We start from the raw sequence: 23,792 nt of genomic DNA, 5'->3' as shown, positions 1-23,792 counted from the left end.
GGGCCGTCTGTACGCCGTTTTCAAGATGGGCTGTTTAGTTTTGAATTATACAACACAAATTTATTTTGATGGGGAGACAGGCTTGGGAGCAGATTGGCCGCAAGGCTATAAAAGGGAACGGCGTCCGTTGATTACCGTTCTGGACCGATTGATTATGCGCGATTTGATCAAAACATTGCTAGCTGTTTTGACCGTGATTGTCGTGATTATCGTCAGTCGGAGGTTTATCAAAATCCTGGATAAGGCGATTGAAGGACAGGTGTCGAACGAAACCCTGCTGAGCATTCTGGGCCTGAAAATGGTCGTTGCCAGCATTTCTTTCCTGCCGGCCGCTTTATTCATGGCGGTGTTGATGGTACTGGGCCGCATGTATCGGGACCAGGAAATGTCGTCGATTGCGTCCGCCGGAGGCGGGGCCGGCACTATTTACCGGGCCGTGTTCCTGCTGGTTTTCCCGTTGAGTGTCGTGTCCGCGGGGTTGTCGCTGTATGTGGCTCCCTGGGCCGAAGCCAAGACCGAGGAAATAATGCATCAGGACGAGCAGTCCGCCGATATCAGGGGCGTCGCGGCTGGCAAGTTCAGCGAATACAGTCAGGGCGACCTGGTTTTTTATGTGGAAAAGATCGGTGACGATAAAAAAATGCACAAGGTGTTCGTGCAACAGAGGCAGCTTAACGGCAAGCTGGCCACGATCAACTCTGAAGCCGGCCGGCTGGAGGAACTGGAGGGCGGCCGCTACATGATACTGGAGCATGGCGAGCGTATCCTGGGGATGCCGGGCGCATTGGATTATGTGATTGAAAATTTCGTCGAATATGCCGTCAGAATCGAAGAGAGAAGCTCGGTCATCAATACCAGCCGGGAAGCGGTGGCGATGGATGTGCTATGGAATTCCGAAGTCATACGCGATGTCGCCGAGCTGCAACGCCGCTATTCGATCCCTTTAAGCATGATTTTTCTTAGTTTCCTTGCCGTGCCGTTGGCACAAAGCGCGCCGCGGGGCGGTGTTTACGGTAATATGACGATCGCCTTTTTAATCTATTTCAGTTACGGGAATCTCATCCGCGTCAGTCAAAGCTGGGTCATCAATGAAACGATACCGGTCTGGCTGGGAGGCATTGGGGTGTATTGGATATTGGCGTTGGTCGGTGTGGGACTTTTGATAAAGCTGTATGGATGGCAGTGGGTGATGATGAAACTCAGGGAAAAGGTGGCGAGATGAATGTCCTGACTCGGTATATCGTCATAGAGATTTTAAAAGGCTCGCTTATTGCCATTTTGTTACTGTTGACCCTGTTTAACCTGTTTACCTTCAGTGATGAGTTAAAGGATCTGGGCAAGGGCCATTATGGCCTGAATGAAATTTTTTCTTATCTGGCCCTGACTTCGCCGCGGGTCTTTTATGAATTGATGCCATCGTCGGCCTTGCTGGGCAGCCTGTTCATATTGGGGTCCATGGGTAATAACCGTGAATTGATTGCCATGCGCGCGGCGGGTCTGTCCGTTTTGGGCATCATTAAAGCGGTCATGCTGTCCGGTGCGATTTTAGTGATGATTTCCATCGTCGTCGGCGAATTTGTGGCGCCACTGGCGGAACGCACGGCGCAGATGATCAAGTCCACGGCCCAGCATGAGCAGGTGACCATGGATTATCGCTATGGCCTTTGGCTGCGCGAAGACAGGAAGTTCATTAATGTCCGGCAAATTGTCGATGACGGGCATCTTGTGGATATCACTATCCATGAGCTGGATGATCAAGACCGTTTGCGCCAGACCCTGCATGCGGATAAGGCGACGTTTCTGAAGGGGCAGCAATGGAAACTGGAAGGTATCAGGCAATCGGTGATTTCAAAAGAATTAATGACCGCCAGTACCCGGGGCGAACTAGTCTGGCAGTCCTCGATCGCGCCGGATTTATTGAAAATTGTGGTGGTAAGTCCCGATAACATGTCGCTCTATGATCTGGGCAAGTACATTGGTTTTCTGAAGGAAAATCATCAAAAAGCCCATATCTTTGAAATGGCATTCTGGGGCCGCGTAGTGAACCCTTTAGTCACCTTTGTCATGCTGCTGGTTTCCGCGCCGTTTGTGATTGGCGTTAAACGGGGCGTCAGTGTCGGCGCCAGGATGATGATAGGGGTCATTATCGGTATGGGATTTAACATTTTCGACAAAATTGTCGGTCATGTCGGGCTGATCTACGATCTCAACCCCCCGCTCATGGCGATTTTACCCAGCCTGACGGTCTTGGCGCTGGCGCTGTCGGCCCTGCGGCGCGTGCAATAATGAGTGCGCGGGGCAGCCTGCATGCAGATGCTGTCCCGCTTCATATCACTCTCCGAAGGTTTTCCATAAGCGGCGAGGAAGCGCCAAAAATATTATAAAAAACACGACTATACTGATACGTCTTGCTAGTGAATATTTTGTATATTGTGAGGATGTAAAATGGAAAATCCAAGATTCAGGACGGCGCCGGATATAACCGATTATAAAATTCCTTTTGCGGTGAATGAGCAAGCGCTCACCGAGTGGTTGCAAACCTTGTCCATGCGGCAGGATTACAATTCCTGCAAGGAAATCTTCTGTACCTTACAGGCTTTTACCCGCATCGAAATCGATCCTCGGCAGCACTTGGCATATCTGCAAAAGATCAACACTTGCCTGGAACAACTCGTTAGGCAGTTGGAAAGAATTTATCTGGATGCCGGGTTTCCGCTCAGTAAGGAAGAGCGGGCTCATGTCGATATTGTCACGTTTGCCTTCGTGATGCTGGCTGAAAATTACTCGCTTCTGGGCGACAGACTGATTGCCCGTTCTGATGCGCCTGAGGCGGCTTTCTATCTGGCTTTACAGACTGCAGGCAAAGCGTTAAAGCATATGTCGCAAGTTTACATGCAACCGTATGAAGGATTTTGGCTTTTCTGCTATCGGATTTATTCGGTAGCCGAGCAGGCAGGGTTTCTGGATACGGAAATTGAAGCCGGGGACGATAAAGGCAAAACTGTCCATGCCGCTTTCAAGCATATTCTGGTATTCGAGCTGTCCGGCATCAACCAATTCAGACCTCGGGAAATGGAGGCAATTCACCAGTTCTTGGAACGCTTTTCCGTCGAGGCCCCCATCGTGAAAAAGATTGCCCAGGGCACGGCACAAGGTTTGTGCGCCTTCAACCTAAAGCAGGACCGAGAGCCTGTGCATTTGGCACGGGCTGAAATGGACGATGCCGACCGTTATATTTCGCCGGTCAGAGTCGCAAAGAATCTCTATCAATTCTTGCAGCAGGAATCGACCGGCCAGGGAGCGTTAAAATCGATAAACCGCTCATTGTTCATGCGTGTGATAAGGTCTTTAAGTTTGGCGCAAAAAAGAAAATATACCCGCGTTGCCGAACAACGGGAGGGGCTGGGAATCGTCGGCTTTAATAATTTGATAAGTTTCTTATGCAAGAATAATGACGACGTAAATGAAAATTTAGCTCCAGCCCGGAAAAAGGATCCCAGAATTAGTGGCAACTGGGAGGTGCCTGACCTGGATCTGGTGCCGGAAGGCAGTGAATGGATGCACCAGATGGCGTCGCGGTGCAACAACGGGAATGCCGGAAATTCCCAGATAAACAGGATCTTAGAGCTGAGCCGGGAAGCTTCATGCGACGGCCGGGTCTGGGAAGCATCGAATATCGGAAAAAGTCAGGGACTGGAAGATATCCCAACCGGGACCTTTGAAGTTATTAACAGCAGTGCTCAGGGGCTGTATATTTTATGGAAGGCCGTTGACTTAAAAGTTAGGGTCGGCGATGTCTTTGCCCTGCTTTCGGCTCAGGATGAGAGAGTGGAGATAGGTTTGATACGCAGAGTCGATAAGCCAGCGTTACAAGGCATAGGCCTGGGAATTGAAATGATTGGCTTTGAATCCGAACTGGTAGGACTGGCGCGGCCCGGACAGAAAGAACTGACGTGTTGGGCTGTCTTGCTGCCGGGAATCAAGGCATTAAACCAGCATGACAGTCTCGTCTATGGCACGAGTGATTTTTCAGCGGGTGAATTTGTTGATATGCGGCATGGAAAAAAAACGGTCTCATGCCGATTGCATAAATTAATCAATTCGACTCCCGCCGTTAGCCATGTGGAATTGTTTTATGCCCCGGATTCAATGTGATTGCGTATTGCCGGCTGATTATCACAATCAGGCTCTGTATCTCGAATCAGTTGTATCGGTAAGTTTTTGTTTATAAGCGGCAGGCCTCTCCCTGCTTGCATGTCGGTTACTTGTAATCATTTGCAGGTAAATGAAACACATCCCAAAAACCATAGAATAGGACATGATGATGAAAACCAGAGAAATTGTAATGATAACTTTGTTCGGTTTGGCTTTATTGACCGGATGTGAAAAAACGAACGAATCCACCCCCGCCACGGGCAGTCCGTCCGGACAGACAATGACGGAAACCGCGCCTGCATCCACTATGCCTTCTCCTGCGGCGACGGCCCCCGCTCCCGCCGCTACTGAAGGTAACGAGTAAATAACATGGCCGAAAGTACGCCAGGTATTTTCGGCAGTTCATTTTTATACAGAGTGCCGGGCATGGTGTATGCCAGGCACTCCGCATTGATCCGTCAATTCGAAATGCCGGTGTTTCAGATCAGAACTCAAGGGCTGCGGAATGCGCGATCAATAAAAAAGTCTTCCAATCAGTGAAGTAACCGTTTCGAATAAATCAATTTCCGGACTGATGACCGGGTAACCGGATGGTGCGGCAGTGTATTCGTGAACTGTTTGAGAACGGTTTTTTCTTTTTCCGGTTATTTGCTCGTGCAGTAACTGACCACCAGCCTTTTTCCATTCCATCAGGTGGGTTATCTCGCCGTTATCGAGCCAGATGCCATGGCTTCCGCATTGATCGATCACAACGCCGCTACGCGATGCGAATACGCGCCGGTTCATAAGGACACGACAAACCGGGCATTTGAGGTACTTGACTTTTTTATCCGCCCGGTAGCGATCCCGGTTGATAGTGTCCAGATGTTGCCTGTTGATGGCGAAAACGTTCGAGACTGTGCTTTCAAGCAAAATATCGATTTCCCCAGGATCGAAGAACAAGCCGAAACAGTTTTCGCAGCGTTCGATCAGGAATACACTGTTAAGGTTGAGATCAATAGTTTGTAAGGGTATCTCACAATGTGGACACAACCGCTCCGATTGTTTAAGGGTAATCGAATAGGGATGCCGGCTTTTCAGGTCCACGTCATTATGCGTGCCGCAGTATAAGCATTTGTTGGTGTTTGCCGGCAGCGGCGCTGCGCAACTGATGCATTTAGCCATAATTTAGCGTCTATCGAGATTCTTTTTTATTCCCTGTCCGCGATCGATTGCCTAGCGCATATTTCCTGCCGGGCGATTCTTGGGGCGGATACCGTGCATTGCCTGACAGCACACAGTCACAGGTCAGTGTAAAACATCAATATTTGGCCGAGCCTTTGATGTATTATGCGTTCAGTCCATCAATTATAGTTAACAATCAGGAGGTAGTGTGGCCATTAGAAAGTTTGATGATAAGTATCCCCGCATCGGCAACTCCGTCTACATCGATGACAGCGCCGTGGTTATCGGCGATGTAACGCTTGGCGATGATGTATCAATATGGCCTGCGACGGTGGTCAGAGGCGATGTCGAGCGCATCAAAATCGGCGAGGGCACCAATGTTCAGGATGGTGCCGTATTGCATGTGTCGCATGCTGGTCAGTTTTCACCGCAAGGGCATCCGTTGACGATCGGCAAAGGTGTAACGATCGGGCATCGGGCGGTGGTTCATGCCTGCACGGTCGGAAATTATTGTCTGATAGGCGTCGGCGCCATCATCATGGACGACGCCGTGCTCGAGGATTATGTCATGCTCGGGGCCGGGGCGCTGGTGCCGCCCGGAAAAATACTGGAAAGCGGCTATCTCTATGTTGGCGCGCCCGCCAGGCAGGCACGGCCCCTAAAAGAGTCGGAAAAGGAATTTCTGGAATATTCTTACCAGCATTATATGCAGTTGAAGGACCAGTATTTGAAGCAGGCGAAGGCGTAGCGGAGGCTGGGAACAATTAGTGCATAAAAAATGCCATTGTTCGCCACGAAGTACACGAAGGCTTTTCAATTCAATTATTTGCAAATATTTCATAATGAACTCATGAAGTTATCGATGAGAAATGATAATGCCATGATTTTCTTCGTGTTCTCTGTGGTTCTATGAAATATCAGGATTAATTACATTTTGTTTAGCGTCTGCGACAGTTCCGGCCTTACTGTTGCCTGCTTCATGCCCGGCGTTCTGAATTGAGCAATTCAATAACGGGCCGGGTTTCGGGGCGGGCGCCGCGCCAGATGAAAAACGCCTCGGCCGCCTGCTCGACCAGCATGCCAAGCCCGTCAAGACTCTTGGCCGCGTTCTGCCTGAGTCCCCAGCGCACGAAAGCGGTCGGTTCGTTGCCGTAGGCGAGGTCGTAACAGACGCCATTTTCAGCCAGTATGGCATCGGGCAAGGGCGGCAACTGATCGCTGAGGCTGGCCGAGGTGGCATTTAAAATCAGGTCGAATTGCTGATTTTGCAAGTCGCCAAATCCGCAGCCGCTGACGACGCCCTTGTTTTGAAAAGCTTGTGCCAGGTCGATGGCTTTGTCGACAGTGCGGTTGGCGATGACGATGGTGCACGGAGCCTGCTCAAGGAGCGGCCCCATGATGCCCCGGCTGGCGCCGCCCGCGCCCAGGATTAAAATTCGGCGGCCTGTCAAAGTGATGGCATGGTTGACGGTCAGGTCCGTTACCAGACCCTGGCCATCCGTGTTATCGCCGAGGATAGCGCCGTCCGCTTGCACGGCGAGCGTATTGACCGCCTGGCTCAGCTGAGCCCGTTCGGTTTTGCGGTCGGCAAAGGCCCAGGCCAGTCCTTTTAGCGGTACAGTACAATTTAATCCTTTGCCGCCTGCGGCGAAAAAGGATTGAACTGCGGTGTTGAACTGTTCGGCGGGAACATCCTGGGCGGTATATTCAAGCGACTGTCCCGTTTGCTCGGCAAAAAGCTGATGGATTCTTGGCGATTTGCTGTGTTTAATTGGATGGCCAAAGACGGCATAGCGGTCTGTTTTTATCATGCCTGCGCTCTTTTTTCCGTCCAGTATTCCCACAAGATCGTTAGCAGCACTATGCCGATGGCTATCAATATTTCTATCCACAGAAAGTGTTCCGTGTATGAGGCAATAACGGCGGAAGTGCCCATGAACAGCCCGACCAGGCTGAAGCGCCAGCCTACCCGCAGGCCATCGAGAATGGTCGACAGCGACAGAATCAGCAAAATAACCAGGCCCGCGCCCTCGGGACTGATCTGACCGGACTTTTGCACTAAAAAAGCGCCACCAACTACCAACAGGGAAGTGAGCCAGTGCAGGGATTGTTCGCGTAGTATTTTTTTGAAATCGTCAATACGATGTTTAGACTGCAGCCAGCCGATCAGAATCGCAAACAGGGCGAACACGAACACCATGATGATCCAGTAGCCAAAACCGTCGGCCGGAGAAAAATCGGTAATGCCGATGCCTACCAGTGACAGGATCAGCAGCAGGACCAGGATAGCTTCTTCAAAGTGAAATCTTCTCTGTGGGGTAATTAGGTTGTCTTCTGACATGGTACGGGTTCCAGTTCGGCGTTATAAATAAAGTAAATACCTATCTCATCAGTGATGGCGAGCTAATAAAAAGTTATTCCTGCAGCCACTGCGCCACGGATTTGGCGAAATAAGTCAGAATCGCATCGCCGCCAGCGCGTTTGAAGGCCAGCAAGGACTCCAGAACCACCTGTTTTTCATCCAGCCAGCCGTTCATGGCGGCGGCTTTGAGCATGGCGTATTCGCCGCTGACCTGATAGGCGAACGTCGGCACGCCGTACTGATCCTTCACGCGGCGGATGATATCCAGATAAGGCATGCCGGGCTTGATCATGATCATATCGGCGCCTTCCTGCAGATCCAGCTGGATTTCGCGCAGGGCCTCGTCGGAATTGGCCGGGTCCATCTGATAGCTGTATTTGTTGCCCTTGCCCAGGTTGCCGGCGGAACCGACCGCATCGCGGAAAGGTCCGTAGAAGCTCGATGCGTATTTTGCCGAATAGGCGAGTATGCGCGTATTGACATGGTTCTGGCTTTCCAGGGCTTGTCTTATCGCGCCGATACGCCCGTCCATCATGTCCGAAGGCGCGACGATATCGGCGCCGGCTTCGGCATGGGACAAGGCTTGCCTGACCAACACAGCTATCGTTTCGTCGTTCATGACATAGCCGTCCTGATTGATCAGACCATCCTGTCCATGCGATGTGAAGGGATCCAGGGCAACGTCGGTAATAATGCCCAGTTCAGGAACCGCCTCTTTTAAAGCTCTTACACTACGCTGAGCCAGGCCGTCAGGATTATAGGCCTCGGCGGCATCATCGGATTTTTTATCGGCGGGCGTTACCGGAAACAGCGCAATGGCGGGAATGCCCAGCTCATAAAGCCCGCGCGCCTCTTCCAGCAGCAAGTCCAGGGACAGCCGCTCGATGCCCGGCATGGAGGCGACGGCTTCTTTCCGGTTCGAGCCTTCCGTGACGAACATCGGGTAAATCAGGTCGTCAACGGATAAACGATTCTCGCGCATCAAGCGGCGGGAAAAATCGTTATAACGCATTCTTCTCATGCGTGTGCGGGGAAAATTGATGTTATTATATGTCATCTTATCCATAGTCATGGGTTTGGAAATTATCAGAGCATCCGGCCCCGGTCTCGCGGGTTCGTTGAGGACACTTTACGGGCGATTTGACGGGGATTTATTTTATCAGGGAATGTGGATCACTGATATTCGAAATATGGAAAGTGTTCGCTGGTTTCAATTTTAGAGGGGTTTTATGAAGGCTAAACAATATACGGTATTTATCTTTTTTGCGGTAATGCTCGGTTTGATGCCGATGACGAAAGGCATGGCGGCCGAGCTTTTGCCTCCACAACAAGCGATTGAAGAAGCGTCGACAAAATTACAGGCAAAACTGCAGGATGAATCGTTCATTCAGGACTTTGTTCAGGTTGCGGGATTTGTTAACGAAGTCATTTTGCCACATACCGATTTCGACAGAATTTCCGCATTAGTGCTGGGACAGAACTGGAAAGCGGCGACTAACGAAGAACGGCAACGTTTTAAACAAGAGTTCCAAACGCTGTTGGTAAGAACTTATTCCAGAGCCTTTGTCGAGTTTCGCGACTGGTCGGTGCGGTTTTTGCCGCTGGACATGGAGCCCGGAGCAACAAAAGTCATCGTCAAAACAGAAGTGTTACAGCCCGGCATACAGCCAGTCGCGGTAAATTACCGCATGGTGCTGAGCAAAGGCCAATGGAAAGCCTACGACATCATGATTGAGGGCGTCAGTCTCGTGACCAACTACCGCACGACCTTCAGCAATGAAGTCAAAACCAAAGGGTCTTTAAACGCCGTAATTGACGGTCTGGCCAAACGCAATGCCGAAGCGCTTGCATCAGGCAAAACCGCTACCCACTCCTGATTGCTTGCCTTGTGTTTTAGTTGATTGCCACGAAGCATGCAGACTTCGTGGCAATACTCAAATAGCCCTGACTGACCCTACACCTTCCCGTTTTTTCTCAGATCATGCTGTGTTCGGATACCAACAGCGCCTCTTTCTTTACCTGAATGATTGATTATCAACCATTAATTACCACACTGCTCGATGCCAGGGCCGATGCCTGGACCCAACTTCTACCGCAACAGCTGGCACGCGCGTTCGAACCGGCCAAGCACGGTACATTGTTCCAATGGCAGGCGCTGATCGAGCAACTGCCGGAAGCAAGATGCGGCGACTCGGTGCTCGATGCCGATGCCGTACGGATAGGACGGCCCGAGGATCTGGGCGACGAGGCCCGAAAACAGCTGGAAGCCCAGCTCAAGATCCTGCATCCATGGCGTAAGGGCCCTTATGACTTGTTCGGCATTCACATCGACACCGAATGGCGCTCGGACTGGAAATGGGAGCGCCTGAAAAACCACATCTCGCCGCTGGCCAATCGCCTGGTGCTGGATGTCGGCTGCGGCAACGGCTATCACTGCTGGCGCATGCTCGGGGCCGGCGCGCGCATGGTGGTCGGCATCGATCCCTTGCTGCTCAACGTCATGCAATTCCAGGCAATCCGGAAACTGCATGGCGAAGCCCCCGTTTACGTATTGCCGATCGGCATGGAAGAAGTGCCTTATGGTTTGAAGCTGTTCGATACGGTATTTTCCATGGGCGTGCTGTATCACCGTCGTTCGCCCATCGATCATCTGCTCGAATTGAAGGAAAGCCTGCGGCCGGGCGGTGAACTGGTGCTGGAAACGCTGGTCATAGACGGCGGGCCGGGGCAGGTGCTGGTGCCCGAAGGCCGCTATGCCTGCATGCGCAATGTCTGGTTTCTGCCGACCTGCGATACGTTGACCGGCTGGATGAAGCGTTGCGGCTTCACCAATATCCGCGTCGTCGATGTAACTGTGACCAGTACGGAGGAACAGCGCACGACGGAATGGATGACTTTTCATTCGCTCAAGGATTTTCTTGATCCCGACGATCCGAAGCTGACCCTCGAAGGCCTGCCCGCTCCCAAGCGCGCCATTATTATTGCGAATCCGGCTTAAGTCCCCTGTTTAACATTATTAGAGATTGAAATGACTGCCTCAAAGACTGCCCCCCATATTGGTTTTATTAGTTTGGGCTGCCCGAAAGCCCTGGTCGACAGTGAAAGAATTCTAACTAAGCTGCGCGCCGAAGGTTATACCATTTCGCCGACTTATCAGGACGCCGATCTGGTGGTCGTCAATACCTGCGGCTTTATCGATGCCGCCGTCGAGGAATCGCTGGACAGCATCGGCGAAGCGCTGGCCCATAACGGCAAAGTCATCGTAACCGGCTGCCTGGGCGCCAGAGAAGCCGAAATCCGTGCTCGCCACCCGCAGGTGCTGAAAGTGACCGGCGCGCATGCGCTGGAAGAAGTCGTGGAATCGGTGCACGAGCATCTGCCTCCGCCGCACGATCCGTTCACCAGCCTGGTGCCCCCGCAAGGCATCAAGCTGACGCCGCGCCATTATGCCTATTTGAAAATTTCGGAAGGCTGCAATCACCGCTGCACGTTCTGCATCATTCCATCCATGCGCGGCGACCTGGTCAGCCGGCCGGTCGATGACGTCCTTTACGAAGCCGAGCGACTGGCCAATGCCGGCGTCAAAGAGTTGCTGGTCGTATCGCAGGATACCAGCGCCTACGGCCTGGACCTGAAGTACCAAAGCCGTGACTGGAAAGGCCGAGCCGTGAAGTCGCGGTTTTATGATCTGGCCGAAGCGCTGGGCGATCTGGGCATCTGGGTGCGAATGCATTATGTGTATCCCTATCCGCATGTCGACGACGTGATTCCGCTCATGGCCGAAGGCAAAATCCTGCCTTACCTGGACATACCGTTCCAGCATGCCAACAGCCGCATACTGAAGCTGATGAAGCGCCCGGCGGCCAGCGAAAACAATCTGGACAGAATCCGGGCGTGGCGGGAAATCTGCCCCGATATCACCTTGCGCAGCACGTTCATCGTCGGCTTTCCGGGCGAGACCGAGCAGGAGTTCGAAGAGCTGCTCGATTTTCTGACCGAAGCGCAGATGGACCGGGTCGGCTGCTTCGCCTACTCGCCGGTCAAAGGCGCGGCCTCCAATGACTTGCCCGACCAGGTGCCGGAAGAAGTCAAACAGGAGCGTTTGGCGCGCTTCATGGCGCATCAGGCCGAAATCAGCGCCGCGCGGCTGCAGCAGCGCGTCGGTCGCGTTGAAACCGTGCTGATCGATGAAGTCGTCGAGGAAGGCGCCGTGGCCCGAAGCAAGGCCGACGCGCCGGAAATCGACGGTCAGGTGTTCATCGACGGCGCGACGCATCTGAAAGTCGGCGATTTTGTTGAAGTCGAGTTGGAAGAGGCCGATGAATACGATATGTGGGGACACCTGGTTTAACGCCCCGCACATCAATTTTAAAGCGTCAAACCACGAAGAACACGAAGTTTTAATCTGGCTTCCTTCGTGAACTTCGTGTCCTTCGTGGTGAATTAATTCGTTTGTACTTTATTTCCTATCAGCAAACCATTTCTGGGCAAAGAAGCCGGCATAAATCGAGGCGACCATGACCAGCGCCTCCAGTGTGCCCAATCCCAAACCGGCCACGGCGGGGCCCGGGCAGTAACCGGTCATGCCCCAGCCTATGCCGAACAGGCCGGCCCCCAGCAATAACGGTTTATCGATCTCCCGGCGTCTGGAAACATGAAAACCGTCGTCCAGTAAGGGTCCAGGGCGCTTCAGCACCCATCTGAAAGATACAAATGTCACCGCCAGAGCGCCGATCATGACAAAAGCAAGGCTGGGGTCCCAGTTGCCGGCGATATCGAGAAAGCCCAGCACTTTATCGGGATTGACCATTTGCGACAGCGACAACCCCAGGCCAAACAGAATGCCGCTGAGGAGCGCTAACAGGATTCTTTTCATACGGCCAGCTCCAGGGCATGGCGGATGAGGTAAACAGTGACAATGCCGCCGGCCATGAACGTCAATGTCGCCAGCAGCGAGCGCGGCGATAAATTGGCGAGGCCACAGATACCGTGGCCGCTAGTGCAGCCGTTGCTCATGCGGGTGCCGAAGCCGACCAGAAAACCGCCTGCCGCCAGCAGGCCTAAAGGATAACCCTGCCGCATCGTAAAGAAACCTGGGGCAATCAGATTAAACAGAAAAGCGCCGATGACAAGGCCTGCCAGAAAGGCGAGGCGCCAGATCGTTTCGCTTCTCGGCGAATTGAAGACACCGTTCATGATGCCGCTGATGCCGGCCATGCGGCCATTGAACAGCAGCAGCAGTGTTGCGCTGATACCGATCAGCGCGCCGCCCGTTAACGCAGAAACAGGGGAGAAATTTTCCACAGAACAAACTCCAGCATAATAATGAATTGGGAATATTCTACTATTATTCATCCCGTACTGCTGAATCAGGTGGAAAGTGAATGGCGCTTTTTGCTTTTACGCCGATTTAGAATGTGGCGCAGTCGGTTTTAAGCGGTGTAGGTGCGAATTTATTCGCACTGTACGCTATGTTGTTCCGGGTCGAATACCCCGGCACAAGTAAATTCGCCCCTATAACTGCGAAACATCAGTCAGGCATGATCTGCAAGAAGGCGAGTTCGACGCGCTCAAAGGCAGATTACAGGCAGAGCGGTCAGCGCGCCTAACCCGCCCCAAGGCGCTGAATCCATGCGGCGCTGGTTTTGATGACTTCGTCCATGACTGCTTGTTCACTGCGGTTAAGTCGCTTCAGTACCTTAAAGGAATGGTCGCCGCCTTCGATAATGAGCAGGTCGGCCTTAACGGGCAGTGCCTTTAACACCGTCTGCAGTTGGTCGAGTTGGCATAAGGCATCGCGCGTGCCTTGAAAAAAAAGCAGCGGCGCCGAAATAGACGATAAATGCCCGGCCCGCAATTTATCGGCTTTGCCGGCCGCATGCAGCGGATAGCCGAACAGAATTACGCCGCCGAATCCCGGCCGTTGCGCCGCTATCATCGATGCATAACGCCCACCCATGCTTTTACCGGACAGTACCAGTTTGTCCGGCGCGAGCCGGGTTCGCTCCAGAACGGCATCGATGACAGCCTGCCACGTTGCTTCCAGAACGGCTGGTCGGTCGGGCGCCTTACGGCCTTGTTCCATATAGGGAAAGTTGAATTTGACAGTCAGAATATCAGCTTCGGCAATGCCTTCATGCAGGGTACTGATAAACCCGGAATGCATGTCGTTGCCGGCGCCATGCGCAATAATCAGCGCGTGCTGATATTGCTCGGGTATCAGCCATACGGAGCTGATTTCAGTGTTGTTGTTGACCTTAATTAAATGATTTTCCGGTTTCATGGAGAATTAAGCTTGACGGATCAGGGAAATGTTATAGAATACGCGCTCTGAAAACGGAGCGGTAGTTCAGTTGGTTAGAATACCGGCCTGTCACGCCGGGGGTCGCGGGTTCGAGCCCCGTCCGCTCCGCCATCGCATACAAGTGACACTAAAGCCCTGAACAGGGCTTTTTTTATGCCCGGCGTTCCGGCATTCAAGCCGGATTATCGCTGTCGATAAAAAAACAGTCCACATCGAATTGTCCGCGCGTTTTTTCCATCAGAGCCTGTATGCCGAATTGCTCGGTGGCATGGTGTCCGCCGGCGAACATATGGATGCCGTTTTCCTGGCTTTCATGCCAGTCATGCTCACTGATTTCACCGGTTACATAGGCATCCAGCCCTTCCTTTGCCGCCAGTTGCCAGTCGCTGTTGGCACCGCCCGTGATAATGCCGACCGACCGGATCGGGGCCTCGTTATCCGGCGTCGCCATAATAACCGCATGTTCCAGCACGTCGGCGAGCTTTGCCTGTAATTGCGGCGCGGTCAGAGGCGATGCCAGCAGTCCTTTGACGCCCGTCGCCGACCCCTTGTAATCGCCGAAAGGCTGTTGCTGTCCGCAGCCGATCAGCCGGCCCAAGGTCGCGGCATTGCCGATCTCGGCATGGCCGTCCAGCGGCAGGTGATAACCGAACAGGCTGATGTTGTGCCTAGCCAGCGGCAAGACGCGCCGGGCAAAGGCGCCGGTCAAGGGCCGGGCACCGTGGAAGGTCCAGAATAAACCGTGATGCACGACCAGGGCGTCGGCCCGGTTGTCGACGGCCTGCCTGATCGAATCGCGTGTCGCGGAAACGGCAAAGGCGATGCGCTCGATTTCCGAGGCCCCCTCGATTTGCAGGCCGTTCGGGCAATAGTCGGCGTAGCTTTGCGGATTCAGCAGGCTGTCGAAAAAATCATTGAGTTGTTGTTGGGTAATCATGGAGATTAAGGCCTGTAGTGTCGCCAGATCGTTTTAAAGGTTTCGGTCAATGTCTGATCGTCGGCCGCGATGCGCACGGACAGCTCCTGCTTCGAGAACCAGGCGCCGGTTTCGATTTCATCGGGCGCCAGCGTAAAAGGGCCATTGTGCCGGCAGCGGTAAACCTGGATGAATTCCATGCCGATAGCGGCCGTGGCCGGCAGCTTGAACAAAGGTTCAAGTTCGTCGTCTGCCTTGATGCCCAGTTCTTCCTCGATTTCACGGAGCGCGCAACGGTCATAGTCTTCGCCGGCATCGACATGGCCTGCCGCCGAGGTATCCCACAGTCCGGCATTGAGATCTTTCAATAGCGATCTTTTCTGCAGAAACAGCCGGCCTTGATCGTTGAAGACCAGGATGTGCACGGCGCGATGACGCAGGGCCTGGGCATGGACGTGATGGCGCGGCAGCGTATCTATCACGCGGTCATTCTCATCGACGACCGGGAGCAATTCATTGTACATAATAGAAGATAACAGTAAAAAACAAGCCATGGATTTTAGACTGTTATCGCAGACGCGCAAGCACGCCTTGAGGAAATTGCCCGCCTTTTCAGGCGGGCAGAGCAGTGCTTACCGAGCCTTTCCGGCTTCAGTGGCGGCCGGCACTTCAATCAGCCGCCCTGACTTGCAGTCATAGATGTAACCGTACACAGGAATGTCGGAAGGTACCAGCGGATGCGACTTAATGCGCGTCACGTCTTCAAGCACGCTTTGTTCCTGGTTCTTGATGGTCAGCCAGTCGATATACTTGCCTTCGGCGGAACCGGGACCTTCGCAGCAATCGTGCCAGCCGTTTTCATCGACGGAGGCGGTTTTCAGGCTGCTGTTCAGCAAATCGCGCATGATATCGTCGGTAAATGTCTCCATGCCGCAATCACTGTGATGAATGACAAACCATTCGCGCGTGCCGAGCAGTTTGTAGGAAATGACCAGCGAACGGATCGCATCGTCGCTGGCGCGGCCGCCGGCATTGCGGATGACATGCGCGTCGCCTTCGGCCAGGCCGGCATATTTGGCCGGGTCCAGGCGCGCATCCATGCAGGTCAGAATCGCGAAATGGCGGCCGGGCGGCATCGGCAGATCGCCTTTGTCGCCAAAATTGTTTACATACTCTCTGTTCGCTGACAGAACTTCGTTCAGGATTTTGCTCATGAATACCTCTCTTTATTATTATTCGGCCATAAAAAAGCCGCGGAGCCTTATCATATTACATGTATAAGACTCCGCGGCCCTAAAACTATCTCCGGTTGAAAGTCTAGACTAATAAACCAGGGTTTTAAATAGGGCTATAAATTTATACAATATAAACTCATGGTTTATAAAGTGCCGGCTTATGGGTAAATTAAACAATATTCAAGTCTTCTGCCGTATTGTCGAATTGGGCACATTCGCCGCGGTCGCGCGCGAAATGAATCTCTCGGCCATGATGATCAGCAAGTACATGGCCCAACTGGAGGAGTCGCTGGGCGTGGCTTTGCTGAACCGGACCACGCGTCGGCTGAGTCTGACGGAAGCCGGCGAAATCTATTATCACCGCGGCAAGCAATTGCTCGATGATTTCCTGGAACTGGACGATTACACCGCGCAGCTGGGCCGGCATGTAAAAGGCATGTTGAAGATCAGCGCGCCGATTGATTTCGGCGGCATATACATGGTGCCCGCCATTGACGCCTATCAGCGCGAGCACCCGGATGTCAGGATTTTGATGACCCTGCATAACAGCCGCGTCAATCTAAGCGAAGGCAGTTTCGACTTGTCTATTTTAGTGACCAACAACCTGGACCTGGGCATCGTGGCCCGCAAAATAGCCGAAACGCGCCTGTGCACCTATGCGTCGCCGGCCTATTTGGCCAAGTACGGCGAGCCCGAACAGATCGATGCCTTATATTCACACCGCTGTTTGCATTATATCGATACGCCGCACAAGGATTATTGGCTGTTTAAAGTAGGGGAGGAAGAGACTAAAATTAAAACCAACTGGCATTTCGCCTCCAATAATGGCAGAGCCTTATGCCAGGCCGCGGCCTTGGGCATGGGCATTACCCAGGCGCCGGAAATATCGGTTGCGAATTATCTGGCCCAGGGCCAGTTGGTGGAAATTCTGCAGTCGTATCGCATTCCCGCTCTGGCCGTATACGCCACGTATCTGCAAAGGCGTTTTTTGCCGGCCAAGCTCACGACGTTTGTCGAGTTTTTGATTAAATACTTTGCTGAAAATAACGACCCGAGCGAAGACAAGCTGAATACAAGGGAAAAGACCTCAACTTAAATTTATGGAATGATTAGCATGGCAAGACGAAGCGAACACAGTCTGGAAGAAATCAAGGAAATGGTCCTGAAGGCCGCCGAAAACATAGTCATCGAGGAAGGCTATTCCGCATTGACCGTACGCAAAATCGCGCTGGAGATCGGTTATACGGTCGGCAGTATTTACATGGTATTCGACAACATGGCCGATCTGGGGCTGCATATCAAAGGCCGCACGCTGGACGATATCGCCGTGCATCTGGACGACGCCGACGACGTTGTGGCGGAACAATGTATCGAAGCGTTGGCCCGGGCTTACCTGTCGTATGCCAACCGCAACTTTAACCGCTGGCGCATGATTTTCGAGCACCGCCTGCCGGAGCAGGCAGAGGTTCCGGACTGGTACCAGGCGAAAATCGATCAGGTTTTCAGGAAAATGGAAACGCAGTTCGCCCGGCTGGCCCCGCAATGCGACGAAGCGCAAAGAAAACGCGCGGCCCGGGCGTTATGGGGCGGTATTCACGGCATCTGCGAACTGTCCCTGACCGGTAAGCTGGATCTGGTCGGCGTTCACAATGTGGAAGAGAGTGTGGTGTTGCTGGTCAGGAATTTTATCCGCGGCTGGGTGGCGGAAGTGTGTTAGCCGGTCAAACGCCTTGGGATTTGGCTAAAAATGGCTTCCTGAAATGACACGCCTGCATAGGATGTGCCGGCCAAAAGCAGGCGCTCCAGGCGGCGCAGTGAAGCGCATCGCTCGCGAACGATGCGCCGCCTTGCGCCGGCACATCCTATGTTTAAACAGGAAAATTTTTGACGATCAAATCCTTAGCTTATGAACAATAACCAAAAACAACCGCCAGCCGATCAGACTAATCACGCCATAGGCCATGCCGGACGCCGGGAATTGCTGGCCTGGGCGTTGTTCGATTTCGCCAACTCCGGCTATACCACGGTCGTGTTGACGACGATATTCAGCGCTTATTTTGTCGGCGTGGTCGCCGGCAGCATGCCCGGTTCGGCAACGCTGTTGTGGTCGTTGGCTATCGGCGCCGCCAATCTTATCGTCATGGTTGGCGGGCCCGTTATCGGTGCCATAGCCGATTATCGCGCCAGCAAAAAACGCTTTCTGCTGATGTCCTCCCTGGGTTGCGTCATCTCGACGGCCTTGCTGGCGCTGATCGGCCCCGGCGATATCGTCCCGGCCATGCTGCTGGTGACCGTTTCGGCCATCATGTTCGCCGTCGGCGAGAACCTGATTGCGGCGTTTTTGCCGGAGATCGTGCCGGCGCGGAACATGGGGCGAATGTCCGGTTACGGCTGGAGTCTGGGCTATTTCGGGGGACTTCTGACATTGGGGATTTGTCTCGCCTACATCACCTGGGCCAAGCGACAGGGCGTGCCGGAAACCGAATCCGTGCCGGTGACCATGCTGATCACGGCCGGCATATTCGCAATGACGGCGACGCCTACCTTTTTATGGCTGCGCGAGCGCGCGGTACCGTCATCGCAAGACCTGCACCTGTCTGTGCTGACGGTCAGCTTCAGGCGCCTGGCGCATACTTTTAAAGAAGCGGCACGTTTTCGCGATCTGTTCCGGTTTTTGATCACGCTGAGCGTGTACCAGTCCGGCGTCAGCACCGTCGTGGTGCTGGCCGCGATTTATGCCCAGGAGGTCATGGGCTTTGATACGCAGGCATTGATTATCCTGATCATGGTGGTGAATGTGACCGCGGCGGTCGGCGCGTTCATCTGCGGGCATCTGCAGGACCGCATAGGTTCGGTGCCGACCCTGGCCATGACGCTGCTGCTGTGGATCGCGGCCGTGTCGGCGGCCTTGCTGGCCGACCAGTCCGCGCATATGTGGATCGTCGGCAATATGATAGGCCTGGCCATGGGGGCGAGCCAGTCGGTCGGCCGGGCACTGGTCAGCAAATTCTCGCCGAGCGAGCGCTGCGGCGAATTTCTGGGCCTGTGGGGCGTCGTGAACCGGCTGTCGGCTATCGTCGGACCCTTGAGTTACGGCCTGATCAATTATTGGAGCGATGGCAACCATCGCCTGTCACTGGTATCGACCCTGCTGTTTTTTATCGCGGGTCTGCTGCTGCTGGCCAGGGTCGATGAGCAGCGCGGCAAGGCCGCCGCCATCGATGCCGGTGTAAGCCTGAACGAATAGCCGTCGCCAGGATACACACCGGTCACATGACTAGCCGGCGGGCTGCAACTGCCTGTTTGGCAGGCGCAGCGACACCAAAAAAGTCGAGATGAAAACCACCGCCCCCAATGTCAGCATGGCCAGCACCGGATCGGCATTCCGCGATGCGGCATAGGTATAGCCGCCGACCGCGGCCAGCATGGTCAGGTTTTGAAAGAAGCCCTGCAGGGCGACGGCGCTGCCGCTGCCGATGCTTTGCTGGCCCAGTTCCTGTAGGGCGGCGTTGACCGGCACGATAAACATGCCGCCCATCATGCCGATGAAAAACAGTACAAAACGGGCCGGCCACAGGCTGTCGGTCAGGCTCAGCCCGAAGATAAACAAAGCCATCAGATAGGCCGGGAATCTGGCGCGGCGCAGATGCTCCAGCGGAATCAACCGGGGCACCAGGGCCGAGCCGGCAATGATGCCGACCGCGAGGAACAAGGTCAGCTCGGCGATTTCAGTCGCATTCCTGGACATTAAAACCAGCGGCGCCCAGGCGACGATAATGACTCTCAGCGTCGCCGCCGCGGCCCAGAACAGCGAGGCGCCGATAATGGCGAAGCGCGAACGCGGGGTCGTGAAAAACTGGCCGATCTGGCGGCCGAATGTCATGATTCTGGAGCCCGTGTCGCTGCGTTGACCGACGCGGGCCGGCAGGGCCAGCGTGACCACGGCGGACGTGACAAACAGTACGATAGTGCCCGCGAGCGCCCAGGTGACGGAATAATCGGCGACCCGGGCGCCGATCACCATGCCCAACAGGATCGCCAGTATCGTGGAGCCCTCGATCCAGCTGTTGGCCTTGACCAGAAATTCATGGCCCGCCAGTTCAGGCAGAATGCCGTATTTTGCCGGGCTGTATATGGCCGCGCCCATGCCGACCACGCAGTAGGCCAGTAAAGGTTCCACCTGCAACAGCAGCAATCCGGCTCCCGCCGCCTTGATCAGGTTGGCGATAATCAGCACCCGGGATTTAGGGTGATGGTCGGCAAAGCCGCCGACCCAGGGCGCCAGCAGCACGAAAGCGACCAGAAACACGCTTTGCAGCGCCGGAACGTACCAGCTGGCCAACTGGGCCGATTGCATGACCATGGCAATGACCGTGAACAAAATGGCATTGTCGGCAAAGGCGGACAGGAACTGCGCAATCAGCAGCGGATAGATTTGCCGGCTCATGACACGTTGCCGGTTGCGGGATCAGGCTTGGCAATCGGCGCGAGCTTTTGGGACGCGAGCGCGGTCGCCGCCGGATAATCGGTTTTGCCGGAGGCCATGACCGGAATCGCGCTGACCACGAGAATTTTCTTCGGCAGGCCGATATGCGATATGCCGTCGGCGACCGCGGTCAGGTCGTGGAGGCTGGCATTTTTTTGCGTCGTGAGCAGGATAATCTGCTCGCCTTTTCTGACGTCGGGCAGGCTGATGGCGGCATGGTCCGCCTCGGGCCAGGCTTTCACGGCCAGTTGCTCGACGGCTGTCAGCGAGATCATTTCGCCGCTGACCTTGGCAAAGCGCTTGCTGCGGCCGCGAATGCTGATAAAACCCTCCTCATCGACATGCACGATATCGCCGGTGTCGTACCAGCCCTTGCCGTAAACCGATTCGGGCGGCACCAGCTTGCCAGGATTGTCGGCCAATAAATAGCCCAGCATGATGTTAGGCCCTTTGACGTGCAACTGGCCCGCCTCATGGATGCCCGGCACCGGTTCCAGTCGGTATTCCATGTCGGGCATGAAACGGCCGACCGTGCCGGCTTTGTAATCCATCGGCGTATTGACCGATGTGACCGGCGCCGTTTCGGTCGCGCCATAGCCTTCCAGGATGCGGATACCGAATTTGTCGGCCCAGGTCTGGCGCGTGCTTTCCTGCAGTTTTTCCGCGCCGGCCACGACATAGCGCATGTTGTAGAAATCATAGGCATGGGCTTTTTTCGCATAAGCCGCTAAAAAGGTATTGGTGCCGAACATGATGGTGGCGCTGATCTCGTAAGCGATTTCGGGGATAATGCTGTAATGCAGCGGCGTCGGATAGAAGAAGGCCTTCATGCCATTCAGGATCGGCAGCAGCGTGCCGACGGTAAAACCGAAGGAGTGAAACATGGGCAGGAAATTGAGCACGACATCCTGCGCGTTAAAGTTGATGCGCGCCTCCAACTGTTTGTGATTGCCCAGAATATTGGCATGGGACAGCACGACGCCTTTGGGCGTGCCTTCGGAACCGGACGTGAACAATACCACGGCCGGGCTGTCCGGACTGTAGCGATTATGGTCGTACCACAAGTTAGCCGTTTTGCTTTGCACCAACGCCTTGAATTTGGCTAACGGGGTGATCCGCTCAGCCAGATCCTCCAGATAGACCAGCCGGACCTGCTTCTCCAGCTGCTCGGCTTCATCGCTCAAATGGCCCATCTCAATGAAGCGGCGCGAGGTCAGCACCGTCTTTACCTGTGCCGTTCGGCAGGCCGAAATCATGCCGGCCGAACCGGTGGAGAAATTCAGCATCGCAGGCACGCGGCCATGCAACTGCAAGCCCAAGGTCACGCACAGCGTTTTGGTCGAATTGGGCAGGAAAACGCCGACGTTCTCGCCGGCTTCGGTGATTTTTGCCAGGGCATTGCCGATCGCGATCGTGCGCGTAATCACGGTATCGTACGACAGCGGGATACGATCCAGGTCTTCGGCAACCGGATGTTTGCCGCCGTGTATCTTGCGCGCTTCCAGCAGAGCGGCAAAAATGGTTTGCCGATAATGGCTGGTGGCGAACATCATCTCCGTCATCATATCCGCCAGCACATGGCCGCTGTATTTGCGCCGGGTCTTGCCCCGTAAGTCGTTAGGCGCGGAGATCAGGGTGGGCGGCAGAATCTGAATCGTGATCTTGGGAAACAGGCGCAAACGCACGATATTGCGCAAGCGCGAGAAATGCGTGTATTCGGCGCCTTCAATGCGGACCGGCAGAATGGTCGCGCCGGATTTGTCGGCAACCATGCCGGTGCCGTCATAGATTTTCATCAGCGAGCCGGTCACGGTGATGCGGCCTTCCGGGAAAATAACGGTACGGGTCTCGTGCTGCAGATGATGAATTACATTCTTTAATGATATGGGATGCGTCGGATCCATGGGAAATACGTGCGACAGCCCTAGAAAAGGCCTTAGCCACCAGCGCTGGGAAATATGCGTGTTGATCGCGAAAGTGATGTCGTCCGGCAAGAAAACGCCCAGCAATAGCGGGTCCAGAAAGGACGTGTGGTTGGCTACGATCAGAACGCGATTTCCGGCTTTTTTATAGTTATTCAGACCCTTAACTTCAACCTTGTAGATTAAAGTCAGCAGCCAATGTAGTATTTTTTTCAGCATGATATTCCTCCTGGCGTAATCTTAGCAGACATTGAACTATGTCTTGAGAAGTTACTTTAATTCAAAATTAAACGACGTTCAATTAATTATTTTCATGCGCCCGCGGCCATGACTCACGGCCGTTACGTTAAGCTCTTAGACTGCATTCCGGGCGAACGGTTGAATCTGAATTCAATCGCGGAAGGGCCACAAATCGGCCGGGCCCGTCTGCACTGCCAGGACATTTAATTGGGGAAAACAGTGACAAAACGGCAATTCCTGTCTAAATTCAAAAAACCGATGAGATTGAGCGTTACTCAACGTGGTGGCAGGCCAGGCCAATGCCGTTAATGCGACTGCCAGGCAAAAATCGCCGCCGCAGTCCGCGGGTCTGTCAACCTGGCGCATTCATGCGCCTGCTAATTTACTGGAGACAAAACATGCAACGAATCACACCGCGGATCAGCCAGACAGTGGCTCTCGTCATGGCCGGATTACTTATTGCCGGCCCGGTACACGCGGACAAGCCGTCGTGGAGCGGCGGCAACCAAGGCGGCAAGGAACGGCAGAAAGACAAACACGAGAGTTTCGAGCGTTCCAGGAATCAGAGGCCGGACCGTAACTGGAGCGCGGGGGGCAGCATAAACAGAAACGGCTATTTCCTCGACCGGCACCGAACCGTCATTCACGATTATTATGTCCAGCAGTATCGTGCCGGGCATTGCCCGCCCGGATTGGTCAAGAAAGGGAACGGCTGCATGCCGCGCGGCCAGGTTAAAAAGTGGCGGATTGGCCGGCCGCTCTCTCGGGAGGTGATCTTTCACGATTTGCCGCCGGCGCTGGTCTGGTCGTTGAACCCGGCTCCGGCAGGACACCGGTATGTGCGCGTGGCGTCCGATATTTTATTGATAACGATAGGAACGGGCATGGTCGTGGATGCCATACAAGATCTGGGCAGAATGCAGCGGTAACCGTGGCAATCGGGACGATTGTCAACAGCCTCCGCTGGCTTGAAATCTACGGTTGTCTGTCCGCGCGGTCAACTTTAAC

The 23,792-nt window shown here is 54.2% G+C and carries 24 protein-coding genes and 1 tRNA gene; 12 read left to right on the top strand and 13 right to left on the bottom strand.

Annotation, left to right across the window (positions count from 1 at the left end; all coding sequences use genetic code 11):
• The first annotated feature begins 25 nt into the window (after positions 1-25).
• The 3 genes from lptF to EK22_RS02325 all read left to right on the top strand — a co-directional run bounded on the left by lptF (position 26) and on the right by EK22_RS02325 (position 4,155).
• A complete protein-coding gene (gene lptF / locus EK22_RS02335; RefSeq protein ID WP_051954434.1) occupies positions 26-1,222 on the top strand; it encodes an LPS export ABC transporter permease LptF in 1,197 nt (398 codons plus the stop codon).
• Complete coding sequence (gene lptG / locus EK22_RS02330; protein ID WP_020158105.1) at positions 1,219-2,286, top strand: LPS export ABC transporter permease LptG; 1,068 nt, start codon at positions 1,219-1,221, stop codon at positions 2,284-2,286. Before lptF ends, lptG begins: the two co-directional genes overlap by 4 nt.
• 159 nt (positions 2,287-2,445) lie before the next feature.
• Positions 2,446-4,155, top strand: coding sequence for a hypothetical protein (locus tag EK22_RS02325; protein ID WP_036247716.1), 1,710 nt, complete (start codon positions 2,446-2,448; stop codon positions 4,153-4,155).
• A 27-nt stretch (positions 4,156-4,182) separates the two neighbouring features.
• Here EK22_RS02325 and EK22_RS02320 read toward each other — a convergent pair whose 3' ends face one another.
• Both EK22_RS02320 and EK22_RS02315 read right to left on the bottom strand, forming a co-directional pair.
• On the bottom strand, positions 4,183-4,461 hold the full coding sequence (locus EK22_RS02320; RefSeq protein WP_020158103.1) for a hypothetical protein: 279 nt from the start codon (positions 4,459-4,461) through the stop codon (positions 4,183-4,185).
• A gap of 207 nt (positions 4,462-4,668) precedes the next feature.
• A complete protein-coding gene (locus EK22_RS02315) occupies positions 4,669-5,319 on the bottom strand; it encodes a TFIIB-type zinc ribbon-containing protein (RefSeq protein ID WP_036247714.1) in 651 nt (216 codons plus the stop codon).
• A 208-nt stretch (positions 5,320-5,527) separates the two neighbouring features.
• Between EK22_RS02315 and EK22_RS02310 the strand changes: the two genes are divergently transcribed.
• A complete protein-coding gene (locus EK22_RS02310; RefSeq protein ID WP_020158101.1) occupies positions 5,528-6,067 on the top strand; it encodes a gamma carbonic anhydrase family protein in 540 nt (179 codons plus the stop codon).
• 229 nt (positions 6,068-6,296) lie between these two features.
• On the opposite strand, the gene aroE is transcribed toward EK22_RS02310, so the two are convergent.
• The 3 genes from aroE to hemB all read right to left on the bottom strand — a co-directional run bounded on the left by aroE (position 6,297) and on the right by hemB (position 8,738).
• Positions 6,297-7,130, bottom strand: a complete 834-nt coding sequence (gene aroE / locus EK22_RS02305; RefSeq protein WP_036247712.1) for a shikimate dehydrogenase — start codon at positions 7,128-7,130, stop codon at positions 6,297-6,299.
• The gene (locus EK22_RS02300) at positions 7,127-7,660 is read right to left on the bottom strand and encodes a hypothetical protein (RefSeq protein WP_036247710.1); all 534 of its coding nucleotides are present in this window, start codon (positions 7,658-7,660) and stop codon (positions 7,127-7,129) included. The genes aroE and EK22_RS02300 overlap by 4 nt, the downstream gene beginning before the upstream one ends.
• A 73-nt stretch (positions 7,661-7,733) precedes the next feature.
• Positions 7,734-8,738 (bottom strand): porphobilinogen synthase, encoded by a 1,005-nt coding sequence (gene hemB / locus EK22_RS02295; RefSeq protein WP_036247999.1) that lies wholly within the window; start codon positions 8,736-8,738, stop codon positions 7,734-7,736.
• Positions 8,739-8,910: 172 nt separating this feature from the next.
• Between hemB and EK22_RS02290 the strand changes: the two genes are divergently transcribed.
• The 3 genes from EK22_RS02290 to rimO all read left to right on the top strand — a co-directional run bounded on the left by EK22_RS02290 (position 8,911) and on the right by rimO (position 12,032).
• Positions 8,911-9,558: an MlaC/ttg2D family ABC transporter substrate-binding protein gene (locus EK22_RS02290; RefSeq protein WP_020158096.1), complete on the top strand. Its 648-nt coding sequence runs from the start codon at positions 8,911-8,913 to the stop codon at positions 9,556-9,558.
• A gap of 149 nt (positions 9,559-9,707) precedes the next feature.
• The gene (gene cmoB / locus EK22_RS02285; protein WP_369798178.1) at positions 9,708-10,679 is read left to right on the top strand and encodes a tRNA 5-methoxyuridine(34)/uridine 5-oxyacetic acid(34) synthase CmoB; all 972 of its coding nucleotides are present in this window, start codon (positions 9,708-9,710) and stop codon (positions 10,677-10,679) included.
• 30 nt (positions 10,680-10,709) lie between these two features.
• Entirely contained in the window at positions 10,710-12,032 is a 1,323-nt protein-coding gene (gene rimO, locus EK22_RS02280; protein ID WP_036247706.1) for a 30S ribosomal protein S12 methylthiotransferase RimO, read from the top strand.
• 108 nt (positions 12,033-12,140) lie between these two features.
• On the opposite strand, the gene EK22_RS02275 is transcribed toward rimO, so the two are convergent.
• The 3 genes from EK22_RS02275 to EK22_RS02265 all read right to left on the bottom strand — a co-directional run bounded on the left by EK22_RS02275 (position 12,141) and on the right by EK22_RS02265 (position 13,964).
• Positions 12,141-12,557 (bottom strand): DUF6691 family protein, encoded by a 417-nt coding sequence (locus EK22_RS02275; protein ID WP_020158093.1) that lies wholly within the window; start codon positions 12,555-12,557, stop codon positions 12,141-12,143.
• Positions 12,554-12,985: a YeeE/YedE family protein gene (locus EK22_RS02270; protein ID WP_036247703.1), complete on the bottom strand. Its 432-nt coding sequence runs from the start codon at positions 12,983-12,985 to the stop codon at positions 12,554-12,556. The genes EK22_RS02275 and EK22_RS02270 overlap by 4 nt, the downstream gene beginning before the upstream one ends.
• A gap of 301 nt (positions 12,986-13,286) precedes the next feature.
• Positions 13,287-13,964: an alpha/beta hydrolase family protein gene (locus EK22_RS02265; RefSeq protein WP_051954436.1), complete on the bottom strand. Its 678-nt coding sequence runs from the start codon at positions 13,962-13,964 to the stop codon at positions 13,287-13,289.
• A gap of 55 nt (positions 13,965-14,019) precedes the next feature.
• Between EK22_RS02265 and EK22_RS02260 the strand changes: the two genes are divergently transcribed.
• Positions 14,020-14,096: transfer RNA gene (locus EK22_RS02260), tRNA-Asp, on the top strand.
• A gap of 61 nt (positions 14,097-14,157) precedes the next feature.
• Here the strand turns inward: EK22_RS02260 and EK22_RS02255 are convergent.
• The 3 genes from EK22_RS02255 to EK22_RS02245 all read right to left on the bottom strand — a co-directional run bounded on the left by EK22_RS02255 (position 14,158) and on the right by EK22_RS02245 (position 16,115).
• A complete protein-coding gene (locus EK22_RS02255) occupies positions 14,158-14,922 on the bottom strand; it encodes a Nif3-like dinuclear metal center hexameric protein (protein WP_036247700.1) in 765 nt (254 codons plus the stop codon).
• Between the two features lie 5 nt (positions 14,923-14,927).
• Positions 14,928-15,455, bottom strand: coding sequence for an NUDIX hydrolase (locus EK22_RS02250; protein ID WP_081917737.1), 528 nt, complete (start codon positions 15,453-15,455; stop codon positions 14,928-14,930).
• 78 nt (positions 15,456-15,533) lie between these two features.
• Positions 15,534-16,115: a beta-class carbonic anhydrase gene (locus EK22_RS02245; RefSeq protein ID WP_036247697.1), complete on the bottom strand. Its 582-nt coding sequence runs from the start codon at positions 16,113-16,115 to the stop codon at positions 15,534-15,536.
• 181 nt (positions 16,116-16,296) lie between these two features.
• Between EK22_RS02245 and EK22_RS02240 the strand changes: the two genes are divergently transcribed.
• The 3 genes from EK22_RS02240 to EK22_RS02230 all read left to right on the top strand — a co-directional run bounded on the left by EK22_RS02240 (position 16,297) and on the right by EK22_RS02230 (position 19,383).
• Complete coding sequence (locus tag EK22_RS02240; RefSeq protein WP_020158086.1) at positions 16,297-17,232, top strand: LysR family transcriptional regulator; 936 nt, start codon at positions 16,297-16,299, stop codon at positions 17,230-17,232.
• 18 nt (positions 17,233-17,250) lie between these two features.
• Positions 17,251-17,853: a TetR/AcrR family transcriptional regulator gene (locus EK22_RS02235; protein ID WP_020158085.1), complete on the top strand. Its 603-nt coding sequence runs from the start codon at positions 17,251-17,253 to the stop codon at positions 17,851-17,853.
• A gap of 189 nt (positions 17,854-18,042) precedes the next feature.
• Complete coding sequence (locus EK22_RS02230; RefSeq protein WP_036247695.1) at positions 18,043-19,383, top strand: MFS transporter; 1,341 nt, start codon at positions 18,043-18,045, stop codon at positions 19,381-19,383.
• Between the two features lie 30 nt (positions 19,384-19,413).
• Here EK22_RS02230 and lplT read toward each other — a convergent pair whose 3' ends face one another.
• Together lplT and EK22_RS02220 are read right to left on the bottom strand one after the other, a co-directional pair.
• The gene (gene lplT / locus EK22_RS02225) at positions 19,414-20,583 is read right to left on the bottom strand and encodes a lysophospholipid transporter LplT (RefSeq protein ID WP_020158083.1); all 1,170 of its coding nucleotides are present in this window, start codon (positions 20,581-20,583) and stop codon (positions 19,414-19,416) included.
• On the bottom strand, positions 20,580-22,763 hold the full coding sequence (locus tag EK22_RS02220) for an AMP-binding protein (RefSeq protein WP_051961625.1): 2,184 nt from the start codon (positions 22,761-22,763) through the stop codon (positions 20,580-20,582). The genes lplT and EK22_RS02220 overlap by 4 nt, the downstream gene beginning before the upstream one ends.
• A 419-nt stretch (positions 22,764-23,182) precedes the next feature.
• On the opposite strand from EK22_RS02220, the gene EK22_RS02210 reads away from it, so the two are divergent.
• Complete coding sequence (locus EK22_RS02210) at positions 23,183-23,713, top strand: hypothetical protein (protein WP_036247986.1); 531 nt, start codon at positions 23,183-23,185, stop codon at positions 23,711-23,713.
• Positions 23,714-23,792 lie beyond the last annotated feature (79 nt).

It is taken from the genome of Methylobacter sp. BBA5.1, from assembly GCF_000746145.1.
GTDB lineage: Bacteria > Pseudomonadota > Gammaproteobacteria > Methylococcales > Methylomonadaceae > Methylobacter > Methylobacter marinus.
This window is presented reverse-complemented; position numbering and strand designations above follow the sequence as displayed.